This window comes from Kitasatospora sp. NPDC088134 (assembly GCF_044741705.1).
Taxonomy (GTDB): domain Bacteria; phylum Actinomycetota; class Actinomycetes; order Streptomycetales; family Streptomycetaceae; genus Kitasatospora.
Map to the genome: position 1 here is coordinate 122,065 of NZ_JBIUTD010000003.1, position 19,274 is coordinate 141,338.

Annotated in this window: 15 protein-coding genes; 11 read left to right on the plus strand and 4 right to left on the minus strand. The window is 74.5% G+C overall.

Annotated elements, in window-relative coordinates; translation table 11 throughout:
• The first annotated feature begins 211 nt into the window (after positions 1-211).
• Positions 212-589: a DUF3040 domain-containing protein gene (locus ACIOHG_RS06390; RefSeq protein ID WP_400946010.1), complete on the plus strand. Its 378-nt coding sequence runs from the start codon at positions 212-214 to the stop codon at positions 587-589.
• Positions 590-673: 84 nt separating this feature from the next.
• On the opposite strand, the gene ACIOHG_RS06395 is transcribed toward ACIOHG_RS06390, so the two are convergent.
• From ACIOHG_RS06395 to ACIOHG_RS06410, 4 genes are all read right to left on the minus strand, one after another.
• The gene (locus ACIOHG_RS06395) at positions 674-3,103 is read right to left on the minus strand and encodes a transglutaminaseTgpA domain-containing protein (protein WP_400946012.1); all 2,430 of its coding nucleotides are present in this window, start codon (positions 3,101-3,103) and stop codon (positions 674-676) included.
• The gene (locus tag ACIOHG_RS06400) at positions 3,100-4,419 is read right to left on the minus strand and encodes a DUF58 domain-containing protein (RefSeq protein ID WP_400946015.1); all 1,320 of its coding nucleotides are present in this window, start codon (positions 4,417-4,419) and stop codon (positions 3,100-3,102) included. The genes ACIOHG_RS06395 and ACIOHG_RS06400 overlap by 4 nt, the downstream gene beginning before the upstream one ends.
• A 1-nt stretch (position 4,420) precedes the next feature.
• Positions 4,421-5,368, minus strand: a complete 948-nt coding sequence (locus ACIOHG_RS06405) for an AAA family ATPase (protein ID WP_400946682.1) — start codon at positions 5,366-5,368, stop codon at positions 4,421-4,423.
• Positions 5,369-5,601: 233 nt separating this feature from the next.
• Positions 5,602-6,117, minus strand: coding sequence for a beta-class carbonic anhydrase (locus ACIOHG_RS06410; RefSeq protein ID WP_400946018.1), 516 nt, complete (start codon positions 6,115-6,117; stop codon positions 5,602-5,604).
• Between the two features lie 488 nt (positions 6,118-6,605).
• Here ACIOHG_RS06410 and rsmH point away from each other — a divergent pair, with 488 nt between their 5' ends.
• The 10 genes from rsmH (at position 6,606) to ACIOHG_RS06460 (ending at position 19,076) form a co-directional block, all read left to right on the plus strand.
• Positions 6,606-7,574 carry a 16S rRNA (cytosine(1402)-N(4))-methyltransferase RsmH gene (gene rsmH / locus ACIOHG_RS06415; protein WP_400946021.1) on the plus strand — a complete coding sequence of 323 codons (969 nt, stop codon included), beginning with the start codon at positions 6,606-6,608 and terminating at the stop codon, positions 7,572-7,574.
• 39 nt (positions 7,575-7,613) lie between these two features.
• Positions 7,614-8,153 carry a cell division protein FtsL gene (locus ACIOHG_RS06420; protein ID WP_400946024.1) on the plus strand — a complete coding sequence of 180 codons (540 nt, stop codon included), beginning with the start codon at positions 7,614-7,616 and terminating at the stop codon, positions 8,151-8,153.
• Positions 8,150-10,285, plus strand: coding sequence for a peptidoglycan D,D-transpeptidase FtsI family protein (locus ACIOHG_RS06425; protein WP_400946027.1), 2,136 nt, complete (start codon positions 8,150-8,152; stop codon positions 10,283-10,285). The genes ACIOHG_RS06420 and ACIOHG_RS06425 overlap by 4 nt, the downstream gene beginning before the upstream one ends.
• Positions 10,286-10,388: 103 nt before the next feature.
• Positions 10,389-11,936, plus strand: a complete 1,548-nt coding sequence (locus tag ACIOHG_RS06430; RefSeq protein WP_400946029.1) for a UDP-N-acetylmuramoyl-L-alanyl-D-glutamate--2,6-diaminopimelate ligase — start codon at positions 10,389-10,391, stop codon at positions 11,934-11,936.
• Positions 11,933-13,336: a UDP-N-acetylmuramoyl-tripeptide--D-alanyl-D-alanine ligase gene (murF, locus tag ACIOHG_RS06435; protein ID WP_400946032.1), complete on the plus strand. Its 1,404-nt coding sequence runs from the start codon at positions 11,933-11,935 to the stop codon at positions 13,334-13,336. The genes ACIOHG_RS06430 and murF overlap by 4 nt, the downstream gene beginning before the upstream one ends.
• Positions 13,333-14,394, plus strand: coding sequence for a phospho-N-acetylmuramoyl-pentapeptide-transferase (gene mraY, locus ACIOHG_RS06440; protein WP_400946035.1), 1,062 nt, complete (start codon positions 13,333-13,335; stop codon positions 14,392-14,394). The genes murF and mraY overlap by 4 nt, the downstream gene beginning before the upstream one ends.
• A complete protein-coding gene (gene murD, locus ACIOHG_RS06445) occupies positions 14,391-15,815 on the plus strand; it encodes a UDP-N-acetylmuramoyl-L-alanine--D-glutamate ligase (protein WP_400946685.1) in 1,425 nt (474 codons plus the stop codon). The genes mraY and murD overlap by 4 nt, the downstream gene beginning before the upstream one ends.
• A gap of 11 nt (positions 15,816-15,826) precedes the next feature.
• Positions 15,827-17,194, plus strand: a complete 1,368-nt coding sequence (gene ftsW, locus ACIOHG_RS06450) for a putative lipid II flippase FtsW (RefSeq protein ID WP_400946037.1) — start codon at positions 15,827-15,829, stop codon at positions 17,192-17,194.
• Between the two features lie 6 nt (positions 17,195-17,200).
• Positions 17,201-18,307, plus strand: coding sequence for an undecaprenyldiphospho-muramoylpentapeptide beta-N-acetylglucosaminyltransferase (gene murG / locus ACIOHG_RS06455; protein ID WP_400946039.1), 1,107 nt, complete (start codon positions 17,201-17,203; stop codon positions 18,305-18,307).
• Complete coding sequence (locus ACIOHG_RS06460; protein ID WP_400946042.1) at positions 18,300-19,076, plus strand: cell division protein FtsQ/DivIB; 777 nt, start codon at positions 18,300-18,302, stop codon at positions 19,074-19,076. The genes murG and ACIOHG_RS06460 overlap by 8 nt, the downstream gene beginning before the upstream one ends.
• Positions 19,077-19,274: the final 198 nt, after the last annotated feature.

Consider the following 19,274-nt stretch of genomic DNA (forward strand, 5'->3'; position numbering starts at 1 on the left):
ACGCGGCGGTCCGCTCGTTGGGCTGGACGGGCCGTCCGCGGAGGCGGCCCGAGCCACGCCTGATTGACCACGCCGAACCGGGGCGGTGGACCGTATGATCTGGGTAAAGCCGGTAAGCATGACGGTCGGACCCGTGGGGCATATGGACCACACAGGCCCGAGCCAGGGGTGGCGGACCGGTCGCCCCGCGACCGACGAGTAGGAGGACTCCGTGCCGCTCTCGGAGCACGAGCAGCGACTGCTCGAGCAGATGGAGCGAGCGCTGTACGCCGAAGATCCCAAGTTCGCGTCGGCGCTCGAGGGAACCGGCCTGCGCACCTACACCCGCCGGCGGGTCTACCTGGCCGGGGCGGGGTTCGTGGCAGGCGTCGCGCTGCTGATGGGCGGCCTGGTCGCGCAGGTCATCTGGATCAGCGTGGCCGGGTTCCTGGTGATGCTCGGTTGTGCGGTCCTCGCGGTCACCGCCTGGCGGCGGGGCCCGGTCGGGCCCGGCCCGCGGCAGGTCGCGGCGCCACGCCGACGGGCGGGTGTGATGGACCGAATGGAACAGCGCTGGCAGCGGCGCCGCGACGAGCAGAGCGGGCTGTAGCAGCCGGACCGGCAACCACGTGGAAGAGCCGCCCGCGGAGAGGACCCCCTCTCCGCGGGCGGCTCTTCGCCGTGTCCGGCGGGCTCACCGGCCGTCGTCCGCGTCCTTCCCCCGGCGCAGCGGCCGGGCCAGCGCCGCGCGGAGCCGGGCCGAGCGGGCGGCGGAGCGTTCGCGCAGCGCGGCCGCCCGGTCCTGGGTCCGCCACCACAGCCGTACCGCGGAGGCCGGGAGCAGCAGGGCGCGCAGCCGGCGGCCCCGGCCGGCGCCGTCGAGCAGGCCCGCGCGGGCGGTGCGGACGTCGGCGCCGAGCTGCGGCGGCGGGTCGCTCTCCCGGGCGTACAGCACCCGTTCGGTGGCCAGCGCGACCCGGCCGGCGGCGGCCGCCGCCTCGGGGGCGAGACCGGCCTCCTCGGCGAGCCGGCGGGCGGCGTTGCGCGGGGTGCGGGCCTCGTCCGGCGGGAGGCCGAGGTCCCAGGCGGAGTCGATCAGCTCGGCCCAGGCGGCGAGCACCTGCGCGTCGGTGAGGCGCGGCCCGTCCTGGCCGGGCAGGTGGCGCCCGCCGCCGCCGAGCCGGCGGCGGCGGAGCCTGGTCCGCCAGAGCATCGGGAAGGCCAGCAGCAGGAGCGCCAGCACCACCGCGGCGGCGCCGACCAGCGCGGGCCAGCTCCGCCACCACGGGGTCGCGGCGGCCTTCACCTCGACGGTCGCGGCCTCGGCGCCGCATTCGCCGGTCTTGCGCTGCTGCGCGCTGCAGTTGCTGGACGGGGACGGCCCGGCCGAGGGCTGGTCGGTCGGCGCCGCGGTGGTCGGGGCGGCGCTGGGCGCGGCGGTCGGCGCGGTCTGCGGGACGGAGTACAGCGGCAGCGAGCCCTGGTTGGGGGTGGGCTCGAAGCGCATCCAGCCGAGGCCGTTGAAGTACAGCTCGGGCCAGGCGTGGTAGTTGGAGCTGCGCACCACCCGGTTCGAGGCGTCGCCGGTGCCGGGGGTGAAGCCGATCCCCACCCGGGCCGGGATGCCGAGCGACCGGGCCATCGCCGCCATGGTGGAGGCGAAGTGGACGCAGAAGCCCTCCTTGTCCTGGAGGAACTTGGCGATCGCGTCCGGGCCGGTGCGGGCCTCGATCTTGGTGTTGTAGGTGAACTGGCCGCCGGTGAAGTACTGCTGGAGGGCGACGGCCTGGTCGTAGGGGGTGGTCCGCCCCTTGGTGACCTGCTTGGCGGTGTCGCCGACCACGGCGGGCAGGCCGGCCGGCAGCGCCAGGTAGTGCTCGGCGATGTCGGCGGGCGGGGGCCCGGCGGCGCGCAGCTGGGCGGCGGTGGCGCCGACGGTGACCGAGCCGACCGTGTACGAGAGGCCGCCGGCCTTCTGGCCGTTGACGGCGCTCACGGTGCGCCCGGCCTTGTCGAAGCGCCAGTTCGCCGCGGACGGCAGCTGCACGTAGGACACCGGGTACGGCATCGGCAGCCAGGTGGTGTTGAGGTTGTCGGCGATCCTGACGTTGGTGCGGACCGTGGCGGTGGTGACGTTCGCGGCCAGCCCCTCGGGCGCGGGCAGGGTGGACGGCAGCGCCTCGGGGTTCTGGTCGCCGGCCCGCCACTCCTGGCCGTTGAACTCGGTGAGCGCGGCGATCCGCAGGTAGAGCTGGTTGACGTCGGGGGAGTCGGTGGAGAAGCGCAGCAGCTCGGTGTCGTCGCTGGAGCGCAGGTTGGCGGTGAGCGCGACGACCAGGTTGAGCGAGTGCTCGTCGCCCCGGCCGTTACCGCCGCCGCCCGTCCCGTTGCCGTGCCCGCCCAGGCCGTCGAACAGGCCGGTGCCGACCGCGGGCACGAAGGCCGGCAGCAGGAGGGCGGCGGCCAGTGCGATCACGCCGACCCGGCGGCCGCCGTTGGAGAGCCCCGCGGTGGCGCGGCCGGTGCCGTGGAAGACCCGGCCCCAGCGGGTCAGCCGGTCCTGGCCCTCGGTGTACAGCAGGACCAGGTAGCCGGCGGCCGCGCACAGGAACCACAGCCACATGCCGCCGGGGGAGCCGGCCAGGCCGCTGCCCACCGAGTACAGGGCGAGCAGCGGCAGGCCCGCGGCGGCGGCCCGGCGGTAGGTGACGGCGAGGGCGTCGACCAGGACGGCGACCAGGGCGACCGAGCCGACCACGATCAGCCGCAGGCCGTCGCTGGTCGGGGCCGGGATCGCGTACTCCTGGATGTCGTTGCCGCCGGAGCTCAGCAGCCCGGACAGGGCGTCCAGCGCGCCCGCGCCCGGCAGCACGCCGAAGGCCATCGAGGACTGCACGGTGGTGAGCATCAGCACGTACAGCACGGCGAGCAGCTGCAGCGGCGTCACCAGGGCGCGGGGCAGCGGCAGGACGCGCAGGCCGGCGCCGGCGCCGGCGGTGACCGCGATCATCAGCAGGCCGTGCGGGGCCAGCCCGAAGGAGTCCTTGAACAGCGGGGACAGGCACAGCGCCGCCAGGGCGGTGGCCAGGGCCGCGCAGAGCGTCAACTTGGCCCGGGTGGTCACGCGCCGACCTCGTCTCGGTAGGGAACGGAGTTCAGGGTGCGGTCCGCGCTCCGCCACAGGGCGGGCAGCGAGTCGCCGGCCCGGACCGGCAGGACCGTCCAGCCGGACTCGCGGAGCCGGGTCACCCGGGCGGCGGTCTGCTCGTCCGGGGTGTCCGGGAGGACGTGGCGCAGGCCGGACCAGGTGCCGGTGTCCAGCAGCAGGACGACCGCGCCGCCGGTGCGGCGGCGCAGCCGGGCCAGCCGGTCGGCCTGGTCCTCGTCGAGGGCGCCGACCACGGCGACCAGCAGGCCCTCGCCGTCCAGCCGGAGCACCTCCTCGGCGCGGGCCAGGGTGCCCAGGTCGGAGTGCTCGACCACGGCGAGGGCGTCCAGCAGCGCGCCGACCGACTCGGCGGCGGTGCTGCCGTGGGCGCTCTGCCCGGGCACCGTGCGGCCGGTGTCGGTGAGCAGCCTGGTCCGGTAGCCGCGCTGCACCAGGTCGACGCCGATCGAGGCGGCGGCGGACACCGCCCACTCGAAGGAGGAGGCCGGGCCGGAGCCACGGTGCGCGCCCTCCCGGGTGTCGAGCAGCACGGTGGCGCGGGCCTTGAGCGGCTGCTCCTCCCGGCGGACCATCAGTTCGCCGTACCGGGCGGTGGACTTCCAGTGCACCCGGCGCAGGTCGTCGCCGTGCCGGTACTCGCGCGGGATGACGTCGTCGTCGCCGGCCAGCGCCAGGGTGTGCGCGTTGGAGTCGCCCTGCCCGGCGGACTCGCCGGGCAGCCGGACCGGCGGCAGGTCCTGGGTCTGCGGGACGACGGTGAGCACGTCGGCGGCGCTGAACGCGCGGGTCAGCTCGCACATCCCGAACGGGTCGGACAGCCGGAGCTGGAGCGGGCCGAGCGGGTAGCGGCCGCGCAGGTCGGAGCGGACCCGGTAGGAGACCTCGCGGAAGCCGCGCGGCTCGACCCGGTCCAGCACGAAGCGCGGGCGCGGGCCCAGCACGTACGGGACCTTGTCCTCCAGCAGCAGCAGGCCGGTGGGCACCCGGGAGACGTTGTCCAGCCGCAGGTGCACCCGGGCCTCCTGGCCGGCGGCGGCCCGGTGCGGGCTGAGCCGGCGGCCCGAGGCGACCCGGTAGCGGGTGCGCACCAGCAGGCCGGCGGCGGCCAGCGGCAGCGCCGCCAGCAGCGCGCCGACCTGGAGCAGCGCGCCCTGGCCGAACACGAAGGCGCAGACGGCGGCGGTCAGGCCGGCGGCCAGGAAGGAGCGGCCGCGGGTGGTCAGCCCGCGCAGCGCCGCGCGCAGTCCGGAGACCCGGCCGGAGGCCGCCACCTCAGCGGCCCTGCGGGCGCGGGACGGGCTGTCGGGCCACCAGGTCGAGCACGACCTGCTCGACGGTGCGGCGGCTCAGCTGGGTCTCCGAGGTGGGCAGCAGGCGGTGCGCCAGTACCGGGACGGCGAGCGCCTGCAGGTCGTCCGGGAGCACGTAGTCGCGGCCGTCCAGGGCGGCGTGCGCGCGGGCGGCGCGGACCAGGTGCAGGGTGGCCCGGGGGGAGGCGCCCAGGCGCAGTTCGGGGCAGCTGCGGGTGGCGGCGACCAGGTCGACGGCGTAGCGGCGGACCGGGTCGGAGACGTAGACGGTCTTCACCAGCTCGATCAGCTTGAGCAGGTCGGCGGCGTGCGCCACCGGCTGCAGGTCGTCGAGCGGGTTGGCGGCCGAGTGCAGGTCGAGCATGGCGAACTCGGCGTCGGCGCTGGGGTAGCCGATCGAGATCCGGGCCATGAAGCGGTCGCGCTGGGCCTCCGGCAGGGCGTAGGTGCCCTCCATCTCGACCGGGTTCTGGGTGGCGATCACCATGAACGGCGAGGGCAGCTCGTGGGTGGTGCCGTCGATGGTGACCTGGCGCTCCTCCATCGACTCCAGCAGCGCGGACTGGGTCTTCGGCGAGGCCCGGTTGATCTCGTCGCCGACCACGATCTGCGCGAAGATCGCGCCGGGCCGGAACTCGAAGTCCCGCTGGTGCTGGTCGAAGACGTTGGTGCCGGTGACGTCCGAGGGCAGCAGGTCCGGGGTGAACTGGATCCGGCGCACCGTGCAGTCCACCGAGCGGGCCAGCGCCTTCGCCAGCATGGTCTTGCCGACGCCCGGCACGTCCTCCAGCAGCAGGTGGCCCTCGGCGAGCAGCACCGTCAGGGCGATCCGGACGGCCTCCGGCTTGCCCTCGATCACGCTCTCCACGGAGCCCCGGACGCGGCCCACGACCGCCGCCAGCTCGGCCAGCCCGGCGGGCTCCCGCCGGTCCTGGCGACCCGCCTGCGGCTGCTGCGCGCCCTGTCCGTTGATGGTCGTCACCCGTAACGCTCCCATGTTGCACAGTCGCCGGGCGGCTGGTTCGAGCCCGGTCCACCCCGAATACTTGGCGCATTCTTCCCTGTCGAACGGCCAGAAGTCACCCGCTCGGCCGACACGCGAAGGCTGTCCCGGTTTGGGACGGTCCGGTGGTCCGGACGGTTTCAGGAGATCTCGCGGAGCAGACCGGTGTGCACGTCGAAGACGAAACCGCGGACGTCCCCGGTGTGCGGCAGGAACGGGGAGGTGCGGACCCGCTGCATCGACTGCCGGACGTCGCGGTCCAGGTCGGTGAACGCCTCCACCGCCCACTGCGGGCGCTGGCCGACCTCCCGCTCCAGCTCGTGCCGGAAGTCCTCGGTCAGGCCGAGCAGGCCGCAGCCGGTGTGGTGGATCAGCACCACGGTGCGGGTGCCCAGGGCGCGCTGGCTGATCGTCAGCGAGCGGATGGTGTCGTCGGTGACCACGCCGCCCGCGTTGCGGATGATGTGCGCGTCGCCGAGCTCCAGGCCGAGCGCGGCGAACAGGTCGAGCCGGGCGTCCATGCACGCCACCACGGCGACCCGGCGGACCGGGCGGGCGTCCATGCCGCCGTCCCGGAAGGTCTCCGCGTACGAGCGGTTGGACACCACGAAGCGATCGGTCTCGGAGGGCCGCTCGGGGCCGGGGGCAGTCGCCATGGCGACGACGGTAGTGGCCGCGCGGCCCCGCCGGGGACGGAACGCGGTCGGGCCCTCGGCCCGGCCGCATCCCGTTCGGGCGGCTTCGCCCCGGTTCGCCCGGCGCGCCCGCCGACCGCCCGCGCCCCGGCCCGGCGGATCCGCCGCACCGCCCCCACCTGCGCGAACGGGTGCGTCCGCCCGGGTGGTGCACCGCCGTGGAGCGTTGACCGGCGGGGCGCGGGCGATAGGCTGGCGGGGCAGCGGAGCACGGCGGACGGCACCCGGTGAGCGGGGTGTCCGGCGCTCTCCGCGCCGGGTCGGCCCGCCCGTGCGCAGCCTGCGGCCTCCTCCCGCTCCGTGCCCACCTGGCGCACCTTCCCCGGTGCCGGGCGGTCGCTCCTTCCCCCAGCGAGCGGGCGGGGACCACGGGCGGCGTGCGGCGGGGCCGCCCGGGTGCGGGACAATGGCCCGGCCACACCGCACCTGAGGAAGGGCCCCGCCCCCGTATGAGTACCGACAGCCCTGCCCCCCGGCACGTCCCGGTGATGCTGGAGCGCTGCCTGGACGCCCTCGCCCCGGCGATCTCCGGGCCGGGCGCCGTGGTGGTGGACGCCACCCTGGGCCTGGGCGGCCACAGCGAGGCGCTGCTGACCCGCTTCCCCGAGGTCCGCCTGATCGCCGTCGACCGCGACCCGCGGGCCCTGGAGCTGTCCGCCGAGCGGCTGGCCCGGTTCGGCGACCGGGCCACCCTGGTGCACGCCGTCTACGACGAGATCCCGCGCGTGCTGGACGAGCTGGGCGTCCCCGAGGTGCACGGCGTGCTGTTCGACCTGGGCGTCTCCTCGATGCAGCTGGACGAGGCCGACCGCGGCTTCGCCTACTCCCAGGACGCCCCGCTGGACATGCGGATGGACCAGACCCGGGGCATCTCGGCCGCCGAGGTGCTGAACACCTACGGGCACGGTGACCTGGCCCGGATTCTCAAGGTCTACGGTGAGGAGCGGTTCGCCGGCAAGATCGCCTCCGCGGTGCTCCGGGAGCGGGCGAAGGAACCGTTCACCACCAGCGCGCGTCTGGTCGAGTTGGTGCGCAACGCCATCCCGGCCGCCACCCGGCGGACCGGCGGCAACCCGGCCAAGCGGACCTTCCAGGCGCTGCGGATCGAGGTCAACGGCGAGCTGGAGGTGCTGGACCGGGCGATTCCCGGCGCACTGGACGCCCTCGCGGTGGGCGGCCGGATCGTCGTGATGTCCTACCAGTCGCTGGAGGACCGCCTGGTCAAGCAGTACCTGCAGGCCGGCGCCACCTCCACCGCCCCGCCGGGCCTCCCGGTGATCCCGGAGGAGCTGCAGCCCTGGCTGAAGCTGCTCACCCGCGGTGCCGAACTGGCCACCGAGGAGGAGATCGAGGAGAACCGGCGCGCCGCGCCCGTACGGCTGCGGGTGGCGGAGAGGATCAGACGGACCCGGAGGTAGCCAGCCGCCGGGAGCAGCGGAGCGAAGGGGAGTGGAGCGGTGCCGGTGGCCGGCGGGCGGACCCGGGGGAGCGTCCCCGGGCAGGGGGGCAGGGCACGGATCACCGTCCGGCCGGGGGCGCGCCAGCTGCGCGGGCGCACCCCGTTCGCGGTGCTGGTGGTGGCCCTGCTGTCGGCCGGGCTGCTCGGCCTGCTGATGCTCAACACCGCCCTCAACGAAGGCTCGTTCACGCTGTCCCGGCTGAAGAAGCAGACCACCGACGCCACCGACCAGCAGCAGACCCTGCAGCAGCAGATCGCCGAGCAGTCCGCGCCCGACGCGCTGGAGCAGCGCGCCCGCGGCCTCGGCATGGTCCCCGGCGGCGACCCGGCCTTCCTCAACCCCGACGGCAGCGTCACCGGCAAGGCCCGGCCCGCCGAGGACAGCCCGCCGGTGCCGCGCTCCAGTGCCGAGCCCTGGCAGCGCCCCGGCGGCAGCCCCTCGCCCACCCCCGGCGCCACCACCAGCCCCGGCGACCCCGGCATCGAACTCGCCCCCGCCCCGCCCGTCGCCCCGTCCGCCACCGGGGCCGCCCGATGACCCGCCCGCCCGGCGACGGCCCCCGCCCGCGCCGCACCCCGTCCGCCGGCGGCCGCCCCGGCCCCGCCCGCCCCGCCGCCCCGCGCCGCCGGGTCGGCGAGCCGCGCCGCTCCGCCGACGGCACCCCGCCGCGCCCGGCCCGGCCGCGCCCCGCCTCGGCCGGGCACCGCCAGGTCGCCCCGCCGCGCCCCGGCGCCCGCCCGGCCCGCCGCCCCGGCCCGCCGCGCCGCCCGGCCCGCCCGGGCCCGCGCTCGATCAGACTGGCCGATCCGCGCCGCCGGCTGCGGCTGGTGACGGTCTGCCTGCTGCTGGTGTTCGCGGTCTTCGCGGCCCGGCTGGTGCAGCTCCAGCTGTTCGACTCGGACGAGATGGCGGCCGCCGCGGGCGCCAACAAGTACGTCCGGGTGGCGCTGCCCGCCGAGCGCGGCTCGATCTCGGCGGCCGACGGCACCGTGCTGGCGACCTCGGTGGACGCCTACGACCTGACCGCCGACCCGACCATGTTCACCCCCGCGGTGGCCCGGCTGCCGGACGCCCCGGAGCAGGCCGCCGCGCTGCTCGCGCCGATCCTCGGCCAGCCGAAGGAGAAGCTGGCCGAGAAGCTGCACCTGAACAGCAAGAACCCGAAGAGCCAGTACGCGCTGGTGATGGCCCGTCAGTCCCCGCAGGTCAAGGGGCAGATCACCGACCTGCGCAACCAGCTGGGCAAGCAGGCGGACACCGCGGCCTGCCGGGCCCAGCGGCTGCCGGTCGACAAGGGCGGCCGGCAGTTCCTGGACGCGTCCTGCGTGAACCCGCTGACCGGCCTGTTCTGGGAGCAGTCCACCCGGCGCAGCTACCCGGCGAACGGGCTGGCCGCGAACCTGGTCGGCTTCGTCAACGCCGAGGGCACCGGCACCGGCGGCCTGGAACTGCAGTACCAGCAGCAGCTGGCCGGCCGGGACGGCTACGCCACCTACGCGGCGTCGGCCGGCCGCCGGGTCGCCACCGCCGGGGGCAGCCGGGAGGACGCGGTGCCCGGCACCGACCTGCGGCTGACCGTGAACCCCGACGTCCAGTGGGCGGCCCAGCGCGCCATCACCGACCAGGTCGCCAACGCCGGGGCGGAGAAGGGCTACGTGGTCGTCCAGGACGTCCGGACCGGCCAGGTGCTGGCGATGGCCACCTCGCCCGGCTTCAACCCGAACGACCTGGCCTCGGCCCGGGCCGACCAGCTCGGCAACGCGGCGCTCCAGGACGCCTACGAGCCCGGCTCCACCGCCAAGCTGATGACCATGGCCGCGGTGCTGGACACCGGCACCGCCAAGTGGGACACCCACGTGACGGTGCCGAACACGCTGCAGCGCGCCGACCGGGTGTTCCACGACGACGTGGACCACGAGACCTGGTACCTGACGCTGGCGGGCGTACTGGCCAAGTCCTCCAACATCGGCACCATCGAGGCCGCCGAGCACCTGGGCCCGACCCAGGCCGAGTCCAACAAGGTGCTCGCCGGGTACCTCGACCGGTTCGGCATCGGCAAGCCCAGCGGGCTCGGCTTCCCCGGCGAGACCCGCGGCATCCTGGCCAAGCCGGAGGACTGGAACGGCTCGCAGCAGTACACCATCCCGTTCGGCCAGGGCCTGTCGGTGAACGCGCTGCAGGCCACCTCGGTGTTCTCCACCATCGCCAACGGCGGTGTGCGGGTCGCCCCGAGCCTGCTGGCCGGCACCACCGGCCCGGACGGCCGCTTCACCCCGGCCCCGGCCGGGGCGCAGACCAGGGTGGTGACACCGGAGACCGCGAAGACGCTGACCGAGATGCTGGAGTCCGTCGTCACCGACGAGCAGGGCACCGGCAACAAGGCGCAGATCCCGGGCTACCGGGTGGCCGGCAAGACCGGCACCGCGAACCGGGTGGACCCGAAGACCGGCAAGTACTCCGGGTACACCGCCTCCTTCATCGGCTTCGCGCCCGCCGACCAGCCCCGGGTGACGGTCTCCTGCGTCATCCAGGACCCGGTCAACGGGCACTTCGGCGGGCAGCTGTGCGGGCCCGTCTTCAAGCAGGTGATGGAGTTCACCCTCAAGACCCTCCAGGTCCCGCCGAGCACCAGCGAGGCACCGAACCTGGCCGTCGACTGGAAGCCCTGAGATGAGCGACACCCCCGAGCGCCCCGCGCGCGAAGTGAGCAGCGTCACGGCCGAGCAGACCCGGTTTGGCCCCGGGGGGCGTGCGGCCGATAGCCTTCCGGCCGTGCCGAAACCCGATCAAATCTCCGCGAGTCCGCCCCGTCCGAGCCGTACCGCGGCGCTGCCCCTCGCCGAGGCGGCCCGGCTGCTCGGACTGGCCCCCCTGGACGGCCCCGAGGTCACCGGCGTCACCCACGACTCCCGGGCGGTGCGGCCCGGCGACGTGTACGTGGCCTTCCCCGGCGCCAACCACCACGGCGCGGCGTTCGCCGCCGGCGCGGCGGCCGCGGGCGCGGTCGCGGTGCTCACCGACCCGGCCGGTGCCGAGCTGGCGGCCGGCGCCGGGGTGCCGCTGCTGGTGGTGGAGCGCCCGCGCGAGGTGATGGGCGCGCTGGCCGCCGCGGTCTACGGGGCGCCCAGCGCGAGCATGCTGATGATCGGTCTGACCGGCACCAACGGCAAGACCACCACCTCCTACCTGGTCGAGGGCGGCCTGCGCGGGGCCGGCCGGCTCCCCGGCGTGATCGGCACCGTGGAGATGCGGGTCGGCGACGAGCGGATCAAGTCCGAGCGCACCACCCCCGAGGCCACCGACCTGCACGCGGTGCTCGGCGTGATGCGCGAGGCCGGCGCCGACGCGGTGGTGATGGAGGTCTCCAGTCACGCGCTGGTCTACGGCCGCACCGACGGCGTGGTCTACGACGTGGCGCTGTTCAACAACCTGACGCCGGAACACCTCGACTTCCACCCCGACATGGAGGACTACTACCGGGCCAAGGCCCGGCTGTTCGAGGAGGGCAAGGCCCGCCGCGGCGTCGCCAACCGGGACGACTCCTACGGCCGCCGGCTGGCCGGCGAGGCCCGGATCCCGATGACCACCTTCTCGGCGGCCGGCGACCCGGCCGCCGACTGGCGCGCCGTCGACGTCCGGCTCGGCCCGGCCGGTTCGACGTTCCGGGTGCTCGGCCCGAACGGCGAGCGGGCCGACGCCGCGGTGCCGCTGCCCGGCCCGTTCAACGTGGCCAACGCGCTCGGCGCGATCACCGCGCTGGTCACCGCGGGCGTCGACCTGGACGCGGCGGTCGCCGGGGTGGCCGCCGTTCCCGGCGTGCCCGGCCGGCTGGAGAAGGTCGAGGCCGGCCAGGACTACGTCGCCGTGGTCGACTACGCGCACAAGCCGGACGCGCTCAGCGCCGTCCTCGCCTCGCTCCGCGAGGTCACCAAGGGCCGGCTGCACGTGGTGGTCGGCTGCGGCGGCGACCGCGACCCCTACAAGCGCGCGCCGATGGGCGCGATCGCCGCCCGGCTCGCCGACACCGCCGTCCTCACCAGCGACAACCCGCGCTCCGAGGACCCGCTGGCGATCCTCGCCACCATGCTGGCCGGCGCCACCGAGGTGCCCGAGCCGGAGCGCGGCGAGGTGCTCGCCGTCCCCGACCGGAGCGAGGCGATCGCCCTCGCGGTGTCCCGCGCGCACAGCGGCGACACCGTCCTGGTGGCCGGCAAGGGCCACGAACTCGGCCAGTACGTCAAGGGCGAGGTCCGCCCGTTCGACGACCGCCAGGTCCTGCGGGCCGCCATCGAGCAGACCACGACGGAGGCCGGACGATGATTCCCCTGACGCTCGCTCAGGCCGCGCAGGCGGTCGGCGGCACCCTGGACGGCGCCGACCCGGCGGCCGCGATCACCGGCGAGGTGGTCACCGACAACCGGCGGATCGAGCCCGGCGGGCTGTTCGTCTGCGTGCTCGGCGAGCGCGTCGACGGCCACGCGTTCGCCGAGCGGGCGGTCGCCGACGGCGCGGTCGCGGTGCTCGCCACCCGGCCGGTCGGCGTGCCCGCCATCCTGGTCGACGACGTGGTGGTGGCGCTCGGCCGGCTGGCCCGCGCCGTGGTGGCCCGGGCCGAGGACGTCCGGACCGTCGCGCTGACCGGCTCGGCCGGCAAGACCTCCACCAAGGACCTGATCGGCCAACTGCTCGGCAAGCACGGCGAGACGGTCTTCCCGGCCGGTTCGCACAACAACGAGATCGGCCACCCGCTGACCGCGCTGCGGGTCGCCCCGACGACCCGTCACCTGGTGATGGAGATGGGCGCCCGGCACAAGGGCGACATCGAGTACCTGACCGGGATCACCCCGCCCACCGTCGGCCTGGTCCTCAACATCGGCACCGCGCACCTCGGCGAGTTCGGCTCCAAGGAGGCCATCGCCGAGGCCAAGGGCGAGATGGTGGAGGCCCTTTCGGCCGACGGCGTCGCCGTGCTGAACGCCGACGACCCGCTGGTGCGGGCGATGCGCACCCGCACCAAGGCCCGGGTGGTGCTGTTCGGCGAGAGCCCGGACGCCGACGTCCGGGCCACGGACGTTCGCCTGGACGCCACCGGACGGCCACGGTTCACGCTCAGCACCCCGGCCGGTTCCGCACCCGTGCAGCTGCGCCTGTACGGTGAGCACCACATCTCGAACGCCCTCGCCGCCGCCGCGGTGGCGGTGGAGCTCGGGATGTCCGTCGACCGCGTCGCCGAAGCACTCAGCGAGGCGGGTGCGCTGTCCCGCTGGCGCATGGAGGTGGTCGACCGGGCCGACGGTCTGACCGTCGTCAACGACGCCTACAACGCGAACCCGGAATCGATGCGGGCCGCGCTGCGGACGCTGGCGACGATGGCGGGCACCGGCCCGGAGCGCCGCCGCACCTGGGCGGTGCTCGGCGAGATGCGGGAGCTCGGCGAGGACAGCCTCGACGAGCACGACGCCATCGGGCGGCTCGCCGTCCGGCTCGACATCAGCAAGCTGGTGGCGGTCGGCGGACGCGAGGCGGCCCGGATGGAACTGGGCGCGAGGAACGAAGGTTCGTGGGGTGAGGAGTCGGTGCTGGTGTCCGACACGGACGCGGCGATCGAGCTGCTGCGCAGTCAGGTCCGGCCGGGGGACGTGGTCCTGGTGAAGGCCTCCCGTTCGGTCGGCCTGGAGAAGGTCGCCGAGGCGCTGCTCGCGGACGGTGCCGCCGAGTGAAGCAGATCCTCTTCGCCGGCATGATCGGCCTGGTGCTGACCCTGCTCGGCACCCCCGCCCTGATCAAGCTGCTCGCCAAGCACGGCTACGGCCAGTACATCCGCGACGACGGCCCCAAGGCGCACCACAGCAAGAAGGGCACGCCCACCATGGGCGGCATCGCCTTCATCCTGGCGACCCTGATCGCGTACTTCGCCACCAAGGCGATAACGGGCGTGTCGCCCAGCGCCTCCGGCCTGCTGGTGCTCTTCCTCACCGCGGGCATGGGCCTGGTCGGCTTCCTGGACGACTACATCAAGGTGGTCAAGCGCCGCTCGCTGGGCCTGCGGGCCAAGGCGAAGCTGCTCGGCCAGTCCTTCGTGGCGCTGGCGTTCGCGGTGCTCGCCCTGCAGTTCCAGGACAACCGCGGCCTGACCCCGGCCTCCGACCACCTGTCCTTCGTGCAGGACTTCAAGTGGTCGATCGGCCCGGTGCTGTTCGTCATCTTCGCCTACTTCATGATCGCCGCGATGTCGAACGGCGTGAACCTGACGGACGGTCTGGACGGCCTGGCCACCGGCGCCTCGGTGATGGTCTTCGGCGCCTACACCTTCATCGGCCTGTGGGAGCACAGCCAGAACTGCGCCTACGCGATCCAGGCCACCGCCTCCTGCTACGACGTCCGCGACCCGCTGGACCTCGCCGTGGTCGCCGCCGCCCTGATGGGCTCCTGCTTCGGCTTCCTGTGGTGGAACACCTCGCCCGCCAAGATCTTCATGGGCGACACCGGCTCGCTCGCCCTCGGCGGCGCGCTGGCCGGCCTGGCCGTGGTCTCCCGCACCGAGCTGCTGCTCGCCGTGCTCGGCGGCCTGTTCGTGATCATCACTCTTTCGGTGATCATCCAGGTCGGCTCGTTCCGGATGACCGGCAAGCGCGTTTTCAAGATGGCGCCGCTCCAGCACCACTTCGAACTGAAGGGCTGGAGCGAGGTCCTGATCGTGGTCCGGTTCTGGATCATCCAGGGCCTGTGCGTCGCCGTCGGACTCGGACTCTTCTACGCGGGATGGGTGACCGGATGAACAACCCGGAGTGGGCCGGACTGCCGGTCGTCGTCGCCGGACTCGGCCTCTCCGGGATCAGTGCCGCCCGGGTCCTGCACGGGCTCGGCGCGCACGTCACCGTGGTCGACGGCGGGGACGGCCCGGGCCTCGCGGCCAAGGCCGCCCCCCTGGTCGACCAGGGCGTCACCGTCCGCCTCGGCGACGGCGCGAGCCTGCCCGCGGGCACCCGACTGGTCGTCACCTCGCCCGGCTGGGCCCCCGACGGCCCGCTGTTCGCGGCCGCCGCCGAGGCCGGCGTCCCGGTCTGGGGCGACGTCGAACTCGCCTGGCGGCTGCGCACCCCGCACCCCGCCACCGGCGAGCCCGCCCCCTGGCTGGCCGTCACCGGCACCAACGGCAAGACCACCACCGTGCAGATGCTGGCCTCGATCCTCACCGCCGCCGGCAAGCGGACCGCCGCGGTCGGCAACGTCGGCGTCTCCGTGCTGGACGCGGTGCTCGCCGAGGAGCCCTACGACGTGCTCGCCGTCGAGCTCTCCAGCTACCAGCTGCACTGGGCGCCCTCGCTGCGGGTGCACTCCGCCGCGGTGCTCAACCTCGCGCCCGACCACCTGGACTGGCACGGCTCGATGGAGGCGTACGCCGCCGACAAGGGCCGGATCTACGAAGGCAACCAGGTCGCCTGCGTCTACAACCTGGCCGACCCCGCCACCGAGGCGCTGGTCCGCGAGGCCGACGTCGAGGAGGGCTGCCGGGCGATCGGCTTCGGCCTCGACGCGCCCGCCGTCTCCCACCTCGGCGTGGTCGACGGCCTGCTGGTCGACCGGGCCTTCGTCGCCGACCGGGCCAACTCCGCCGCCGAGCTGGGCGCCGTCGCCGACGTGAACCCGCCCGCGCCGCACAACATCGCCAACGCGCTCGCCGCCGCCGCGCTCGCCCGCGCCTACGGGGTCGACGCCAAGGCCGTCCGGGACGGCCTGCGCGCCTTCAGCCCCGACAAGCACCGGATCGCGCACGTCGCCGAGGTCGACGGCGTGACCTGGATCGACGACTCCAAGGCCACCAACACCCACGCCGCCGCCGCCTCGCTGGCCGCCTACCGGCCCGTGGTGTGGATCGCCGGCGGCCTGGCCAAGGGCGCCGCCTTCGACGAACTGGTCGCGGGCGCCGCCGACCGGCTGCGCGCCGCCGTGCTGATCGGCCAGGACCGGCAGCTGATCCGCGAGGCGCTGGAGCGACACGCCCCCGACGTCCCGGTGTTCGAGCCCGCCCCGGGCCAGACTGGCGCCGAGGCGATGACCGCGATCGTCGCGGCCGCGGCCGCCGCCGCCGAGAAGGGCGACACCGTCCTGCTGGCACCGGCCTGCGCGTCGATGGACATGTTCACCCACTACGGCGAGCGCGGCGACCTGTTCGCCGCCGCGGTCCGCGCGCTGTAGCCCAGGAGGTCGTGGTGTCCACCAGCGAGAAGCCGCCGCGCGAACGCCTGCGGCTGATCTCGGCGACCACGACCACCTTCAAGTCGGCCGGCCCGGTCGCCCGGGCCCGGGCCGCCCGGGAGCGGTTCGGGTACCTGATGGCCCGTCCGCTGACGCCCTACTACCTGATCCTGGGTGCCGCCCTGCTGCTGGTGGTGCTCGGCCTGGTGATGGTGTTCTCGGCCTCGCAGTCCTTCGTCACCGAGCACGGCCTGCCGATGACGTTCTTCTTCCGCAAGCAGCTGCTCGCCCTGCTGCTCGGCGGCGCCCTCGCGGTGGTGCTGACCCGGACCCCGGTCAAGGCGCTGCGCCGGGCCGTCTACCCGCTGCTGTTCGGCGTGGTCGGCGCGCTGGTGCTGGTGGCGATCCCCGGGATCGGCTCGCGGATCAACGGCAACCGGAACTGGATCAACCTGGGCTTCTTCCAGGTCCAGCCCTCCGAGTTCGCCAAGCTGGCGCTGCTGCTCTGGGCGGCCGACCTGCTGGCCCGCAAGCAGCGCACCCACATGCTCGACCAGTGGAAGCACCTGCTGGTCCCGCTGGTGCCGGGCACCCTGGTGCTGATGGTGCTGATCATGATCGGCGGCGACATGGGCACCACCATGGTGCTGATCGCCATGCTGTTCGGGCTGCTCTGGATGGTCGGCGCCCCGCTGCGGCTGTTCGCCGCCACCCTCGGCATCGCGGTGGTCGCCTGCACCGCGCTGATCATCACCGTCCCGCACCGGCTGGGCCGGCTCTCCTGCGTCGGCGTCACCAAGCCCGACCCGAACCTGGACTGCTTCCAGGCCCTGCACGGCCTCTACGCCCTGGCGGCGGGCGGGCCGTTCGGGTCCGGACTGGGCGCCGGCGTCGAGAAGTGGGGCCAACTCCCGGAGGCGCACACCGACTTCATCTTCGCCGCGACCGGCGAGGAACTGGGCCTGGTGGGGACGCTGTCGGTACTCGCCCTGTTCGCGGCACTAGGCTACGCGGGTATCCGAGTGGCCCTCGGTACCGCGGACCCGTTCGTCCGGTACGCGGCGGGCGCCGCCACCACCTGGATCATGGCGCAGGCCGTGGTCAACCTGGGGTCGGCGCTGGGACTCCTGCCCATCGCGGGCGTCCCGCTGCCGCTGTTCTCGTACGGCGGTTCGGCGATGCTGTCGGCCATGTGCGCCATCGGGCTGCTGCTGTGCTTCGCGCGCAGCACCCCGGCGGCGAAGGCAGCGCTGGCTGCCCGGCCCCGCAAGTGGCGGAAGGGGGCCAACTCCCGGTTCGGGCCCGTCCTGGGCCGGGTGCTGCCAGGTAGGAAGACCACAGCGCGCGAGGCCGTCCGGCCGCCGCGCAGGGAGCGGTGAATTTCGGTGCATGTCGTACTCGCCGGCGGCGGGACCGCCGGTCACATCGAGCCGGCCATGGCGCTCGCGGACGCGCTGCGCAGGCACGACCCGTCCGTCGGGATCACCGCGCTCGGCACCGAGCGGGGCCTGGAGACCCGGCTGGTCCCGGAGCGCGGCTACGAACTGGCGCTGATCCCGGCCGTCCCGCTGCCCCGCAAGCCCACCCCGGAGCTGATCACCGTCCCCGGCCGGCTGCGCGGCACCGTGCGCGCCGCCCAGGAGGTGATCGAGCGGGTCAACGCGGACGTGGTGGTCGGCTTCGGCGGCTACGTGGCGATGCCCGCCTACCTGGCGGCCAAGCGGGTCGGGGTGCCGATCGTGGTGCACGAGGCGAACGCCCGCCCCGGCCTGGCCAACAAGATCGGCGCCCGCTACAGCGACTTCGTGGCGGTCTCCACCCCGGACTCCAAGCTCCGCGACTCGCGCTACATCGGCATCCCGCTCCGCCGCACCATCGCCACCCTGGACCGCGGCACCGTCCGCCCGGAGGCCCGGCACCACTTCGGCCTGGACCAGCGGCTGCCCACCCTGCTGGTCTCCGGCGGCTCGCAGGGCGCCCGCCGGCTGAACGAGACGGTGCAGGCGATCGCGCCCCGGCTCCAGCAGTACGGGGTGCAGATCCTGCACGCGGTCGGCCCGAAGAACGAGCTCCCGGCCATCGACGACATCCCGGGCATGCCGCCGTACCGGGCACTGCCCTACCTGGACCGGATGGACCTCGCCTACGCGGCGGCCGACATGATGCTCTGCCGGGCCGGCGCGATGACGGTGGCCGAGCTGGCCGCGGTCGGCCTGCCGGCCGCGTTCGTGCCGCTGCCGATCGGCAACGGCGAGCAGCGGCTGAACGCCCAGCCGATGGTGAAGGCGGGCGGCGGCCTGCTGGTCGACGACGCCGAGCTGACCACCGACTGGGTGCTGAAGAACGTCCTCCCGGTGCTCACCGACCCGGCCCGGCTGTGGGAGATGTCGCGCGCCGCCGCCGAGTTCGGCCGCCGGGACGCCGACGACCTGCTGGTGCAGATGGTCTACGAGGCGATCGAGGCCGCCCGCGGCGGCCGCCGCCGTGGCTGAGCAGGACGACGAGGAGGAGTTCGGGGCGGAGGAGGCCGACGAGGCCCGCCCGCCCCGGCTCCGGCTCTCCCGGCGCGGGGTCGCGGTGCTGGTGGCGCTGGGCGCGCTGCTGGCCGGCGGCCTCGGCTGGACGGTGTTCTTCTCGGCCGCCCTGGACGTCCGCCGGGTGGCGGTCCAGGGCCTGGACTCCGGGCAGTTGACCAGCGGTGAGGTCGAGCGGGCGCTCGGCGCCACCGCGCGCGGCCCGCTGGCCCGGGTCGACCTGGACGAGGCCCGGGCCGAGGTGGCGAAGGTGCCGCGGGTGGCCGAGGTCGAGGTCTGGCGCGGCTGGCCGCACACCCTGCGGGTGAAGGTGACCGAGCGCCGGCCGGTGGCCGCGGTCAAGGCCGACGACGGCCGGTTCGTCCAGGTCGACGCGCAGGGTGTGGAGTTCGCCACGGAACCGCAACCCCCGTCCGGCGTCCCGGTGGTGGCCCTGCAGCTGAGCGGGCCCGCGCAGGACGCGATCCAGGTGGTGGACCGCCCGGCGCTGGTCCGCTCGGCGATCACGGTGGCGGCCGGCCTGCCGCCGGCCGTGGCCAAGCAGGCCGGTTCGCTCACGGTCTACTCGTACGACGACATCCGGCTGCAGCTGGCCTCGGGCGCCACCGTGCGCTGGGGGAGCGCGGAGCAGACCGCCCGGAAGGCCGGGGTGCTGACCGCGCTGCTGGCCCGGAAAGCCGCGAATTACGACGTGAGTGCCCCGGATGCCCCGGCGGTATCCGGTTGATTTGGTAAGTTCTGTGCCGGGGGGCGGTATTGACGGAGCCACGGCTCCGGTCCGACCCTTGGTGGTCACCCCGGTTTCACCGGGGGGTCGATGATCACATAGGCTCAAAAGAAAAAGGGAAGCTCGGCGTGTTCGTTGAAACGCGCGCCGGTTGCGACCTACTGTCCTGTGTCAACGAGCTGTGCTCGACACCGCGGT

Bases quoted from the DNA above. Each gene is read 5' to 3' on its own strand.
- ACIOHG_RS06410 (WP_400946018.1), bottom strand. From the start codon at position 6,117: ATGGCGACTGCCCCCGGCCCCGAGCGGCCCTCCGAGACCGATCGCTTC.
- rsmH (WP_400946021.1), top strand. From the start codon at position 6,606: ATGAGTACCGACAGCCCTGCCCCCCGGCACGTCCCGGTGATGCTGGAG.
- ACIOHG_RS06425 (WP_400946027.1), top strand. From the start codon at position 8,150: ATGACCCGCCCGCCCGGCGACGGCCCCCGCCCGCGCCGCACCCCGTCC.
- murF (WP_400946032.1), top strand. From the start codon at position 11,933: ATGATTCCCCTGACGCTCGCTCAGGCCGCGCAGGCGGTCGGCGGCACC.
- murD (WP_400946685.1), top strand. From the start codon at position 14,391: ATGAACAACCCGGAGTGGGCCGGACTGCCGGTCGTCGTCGCCGGACTC.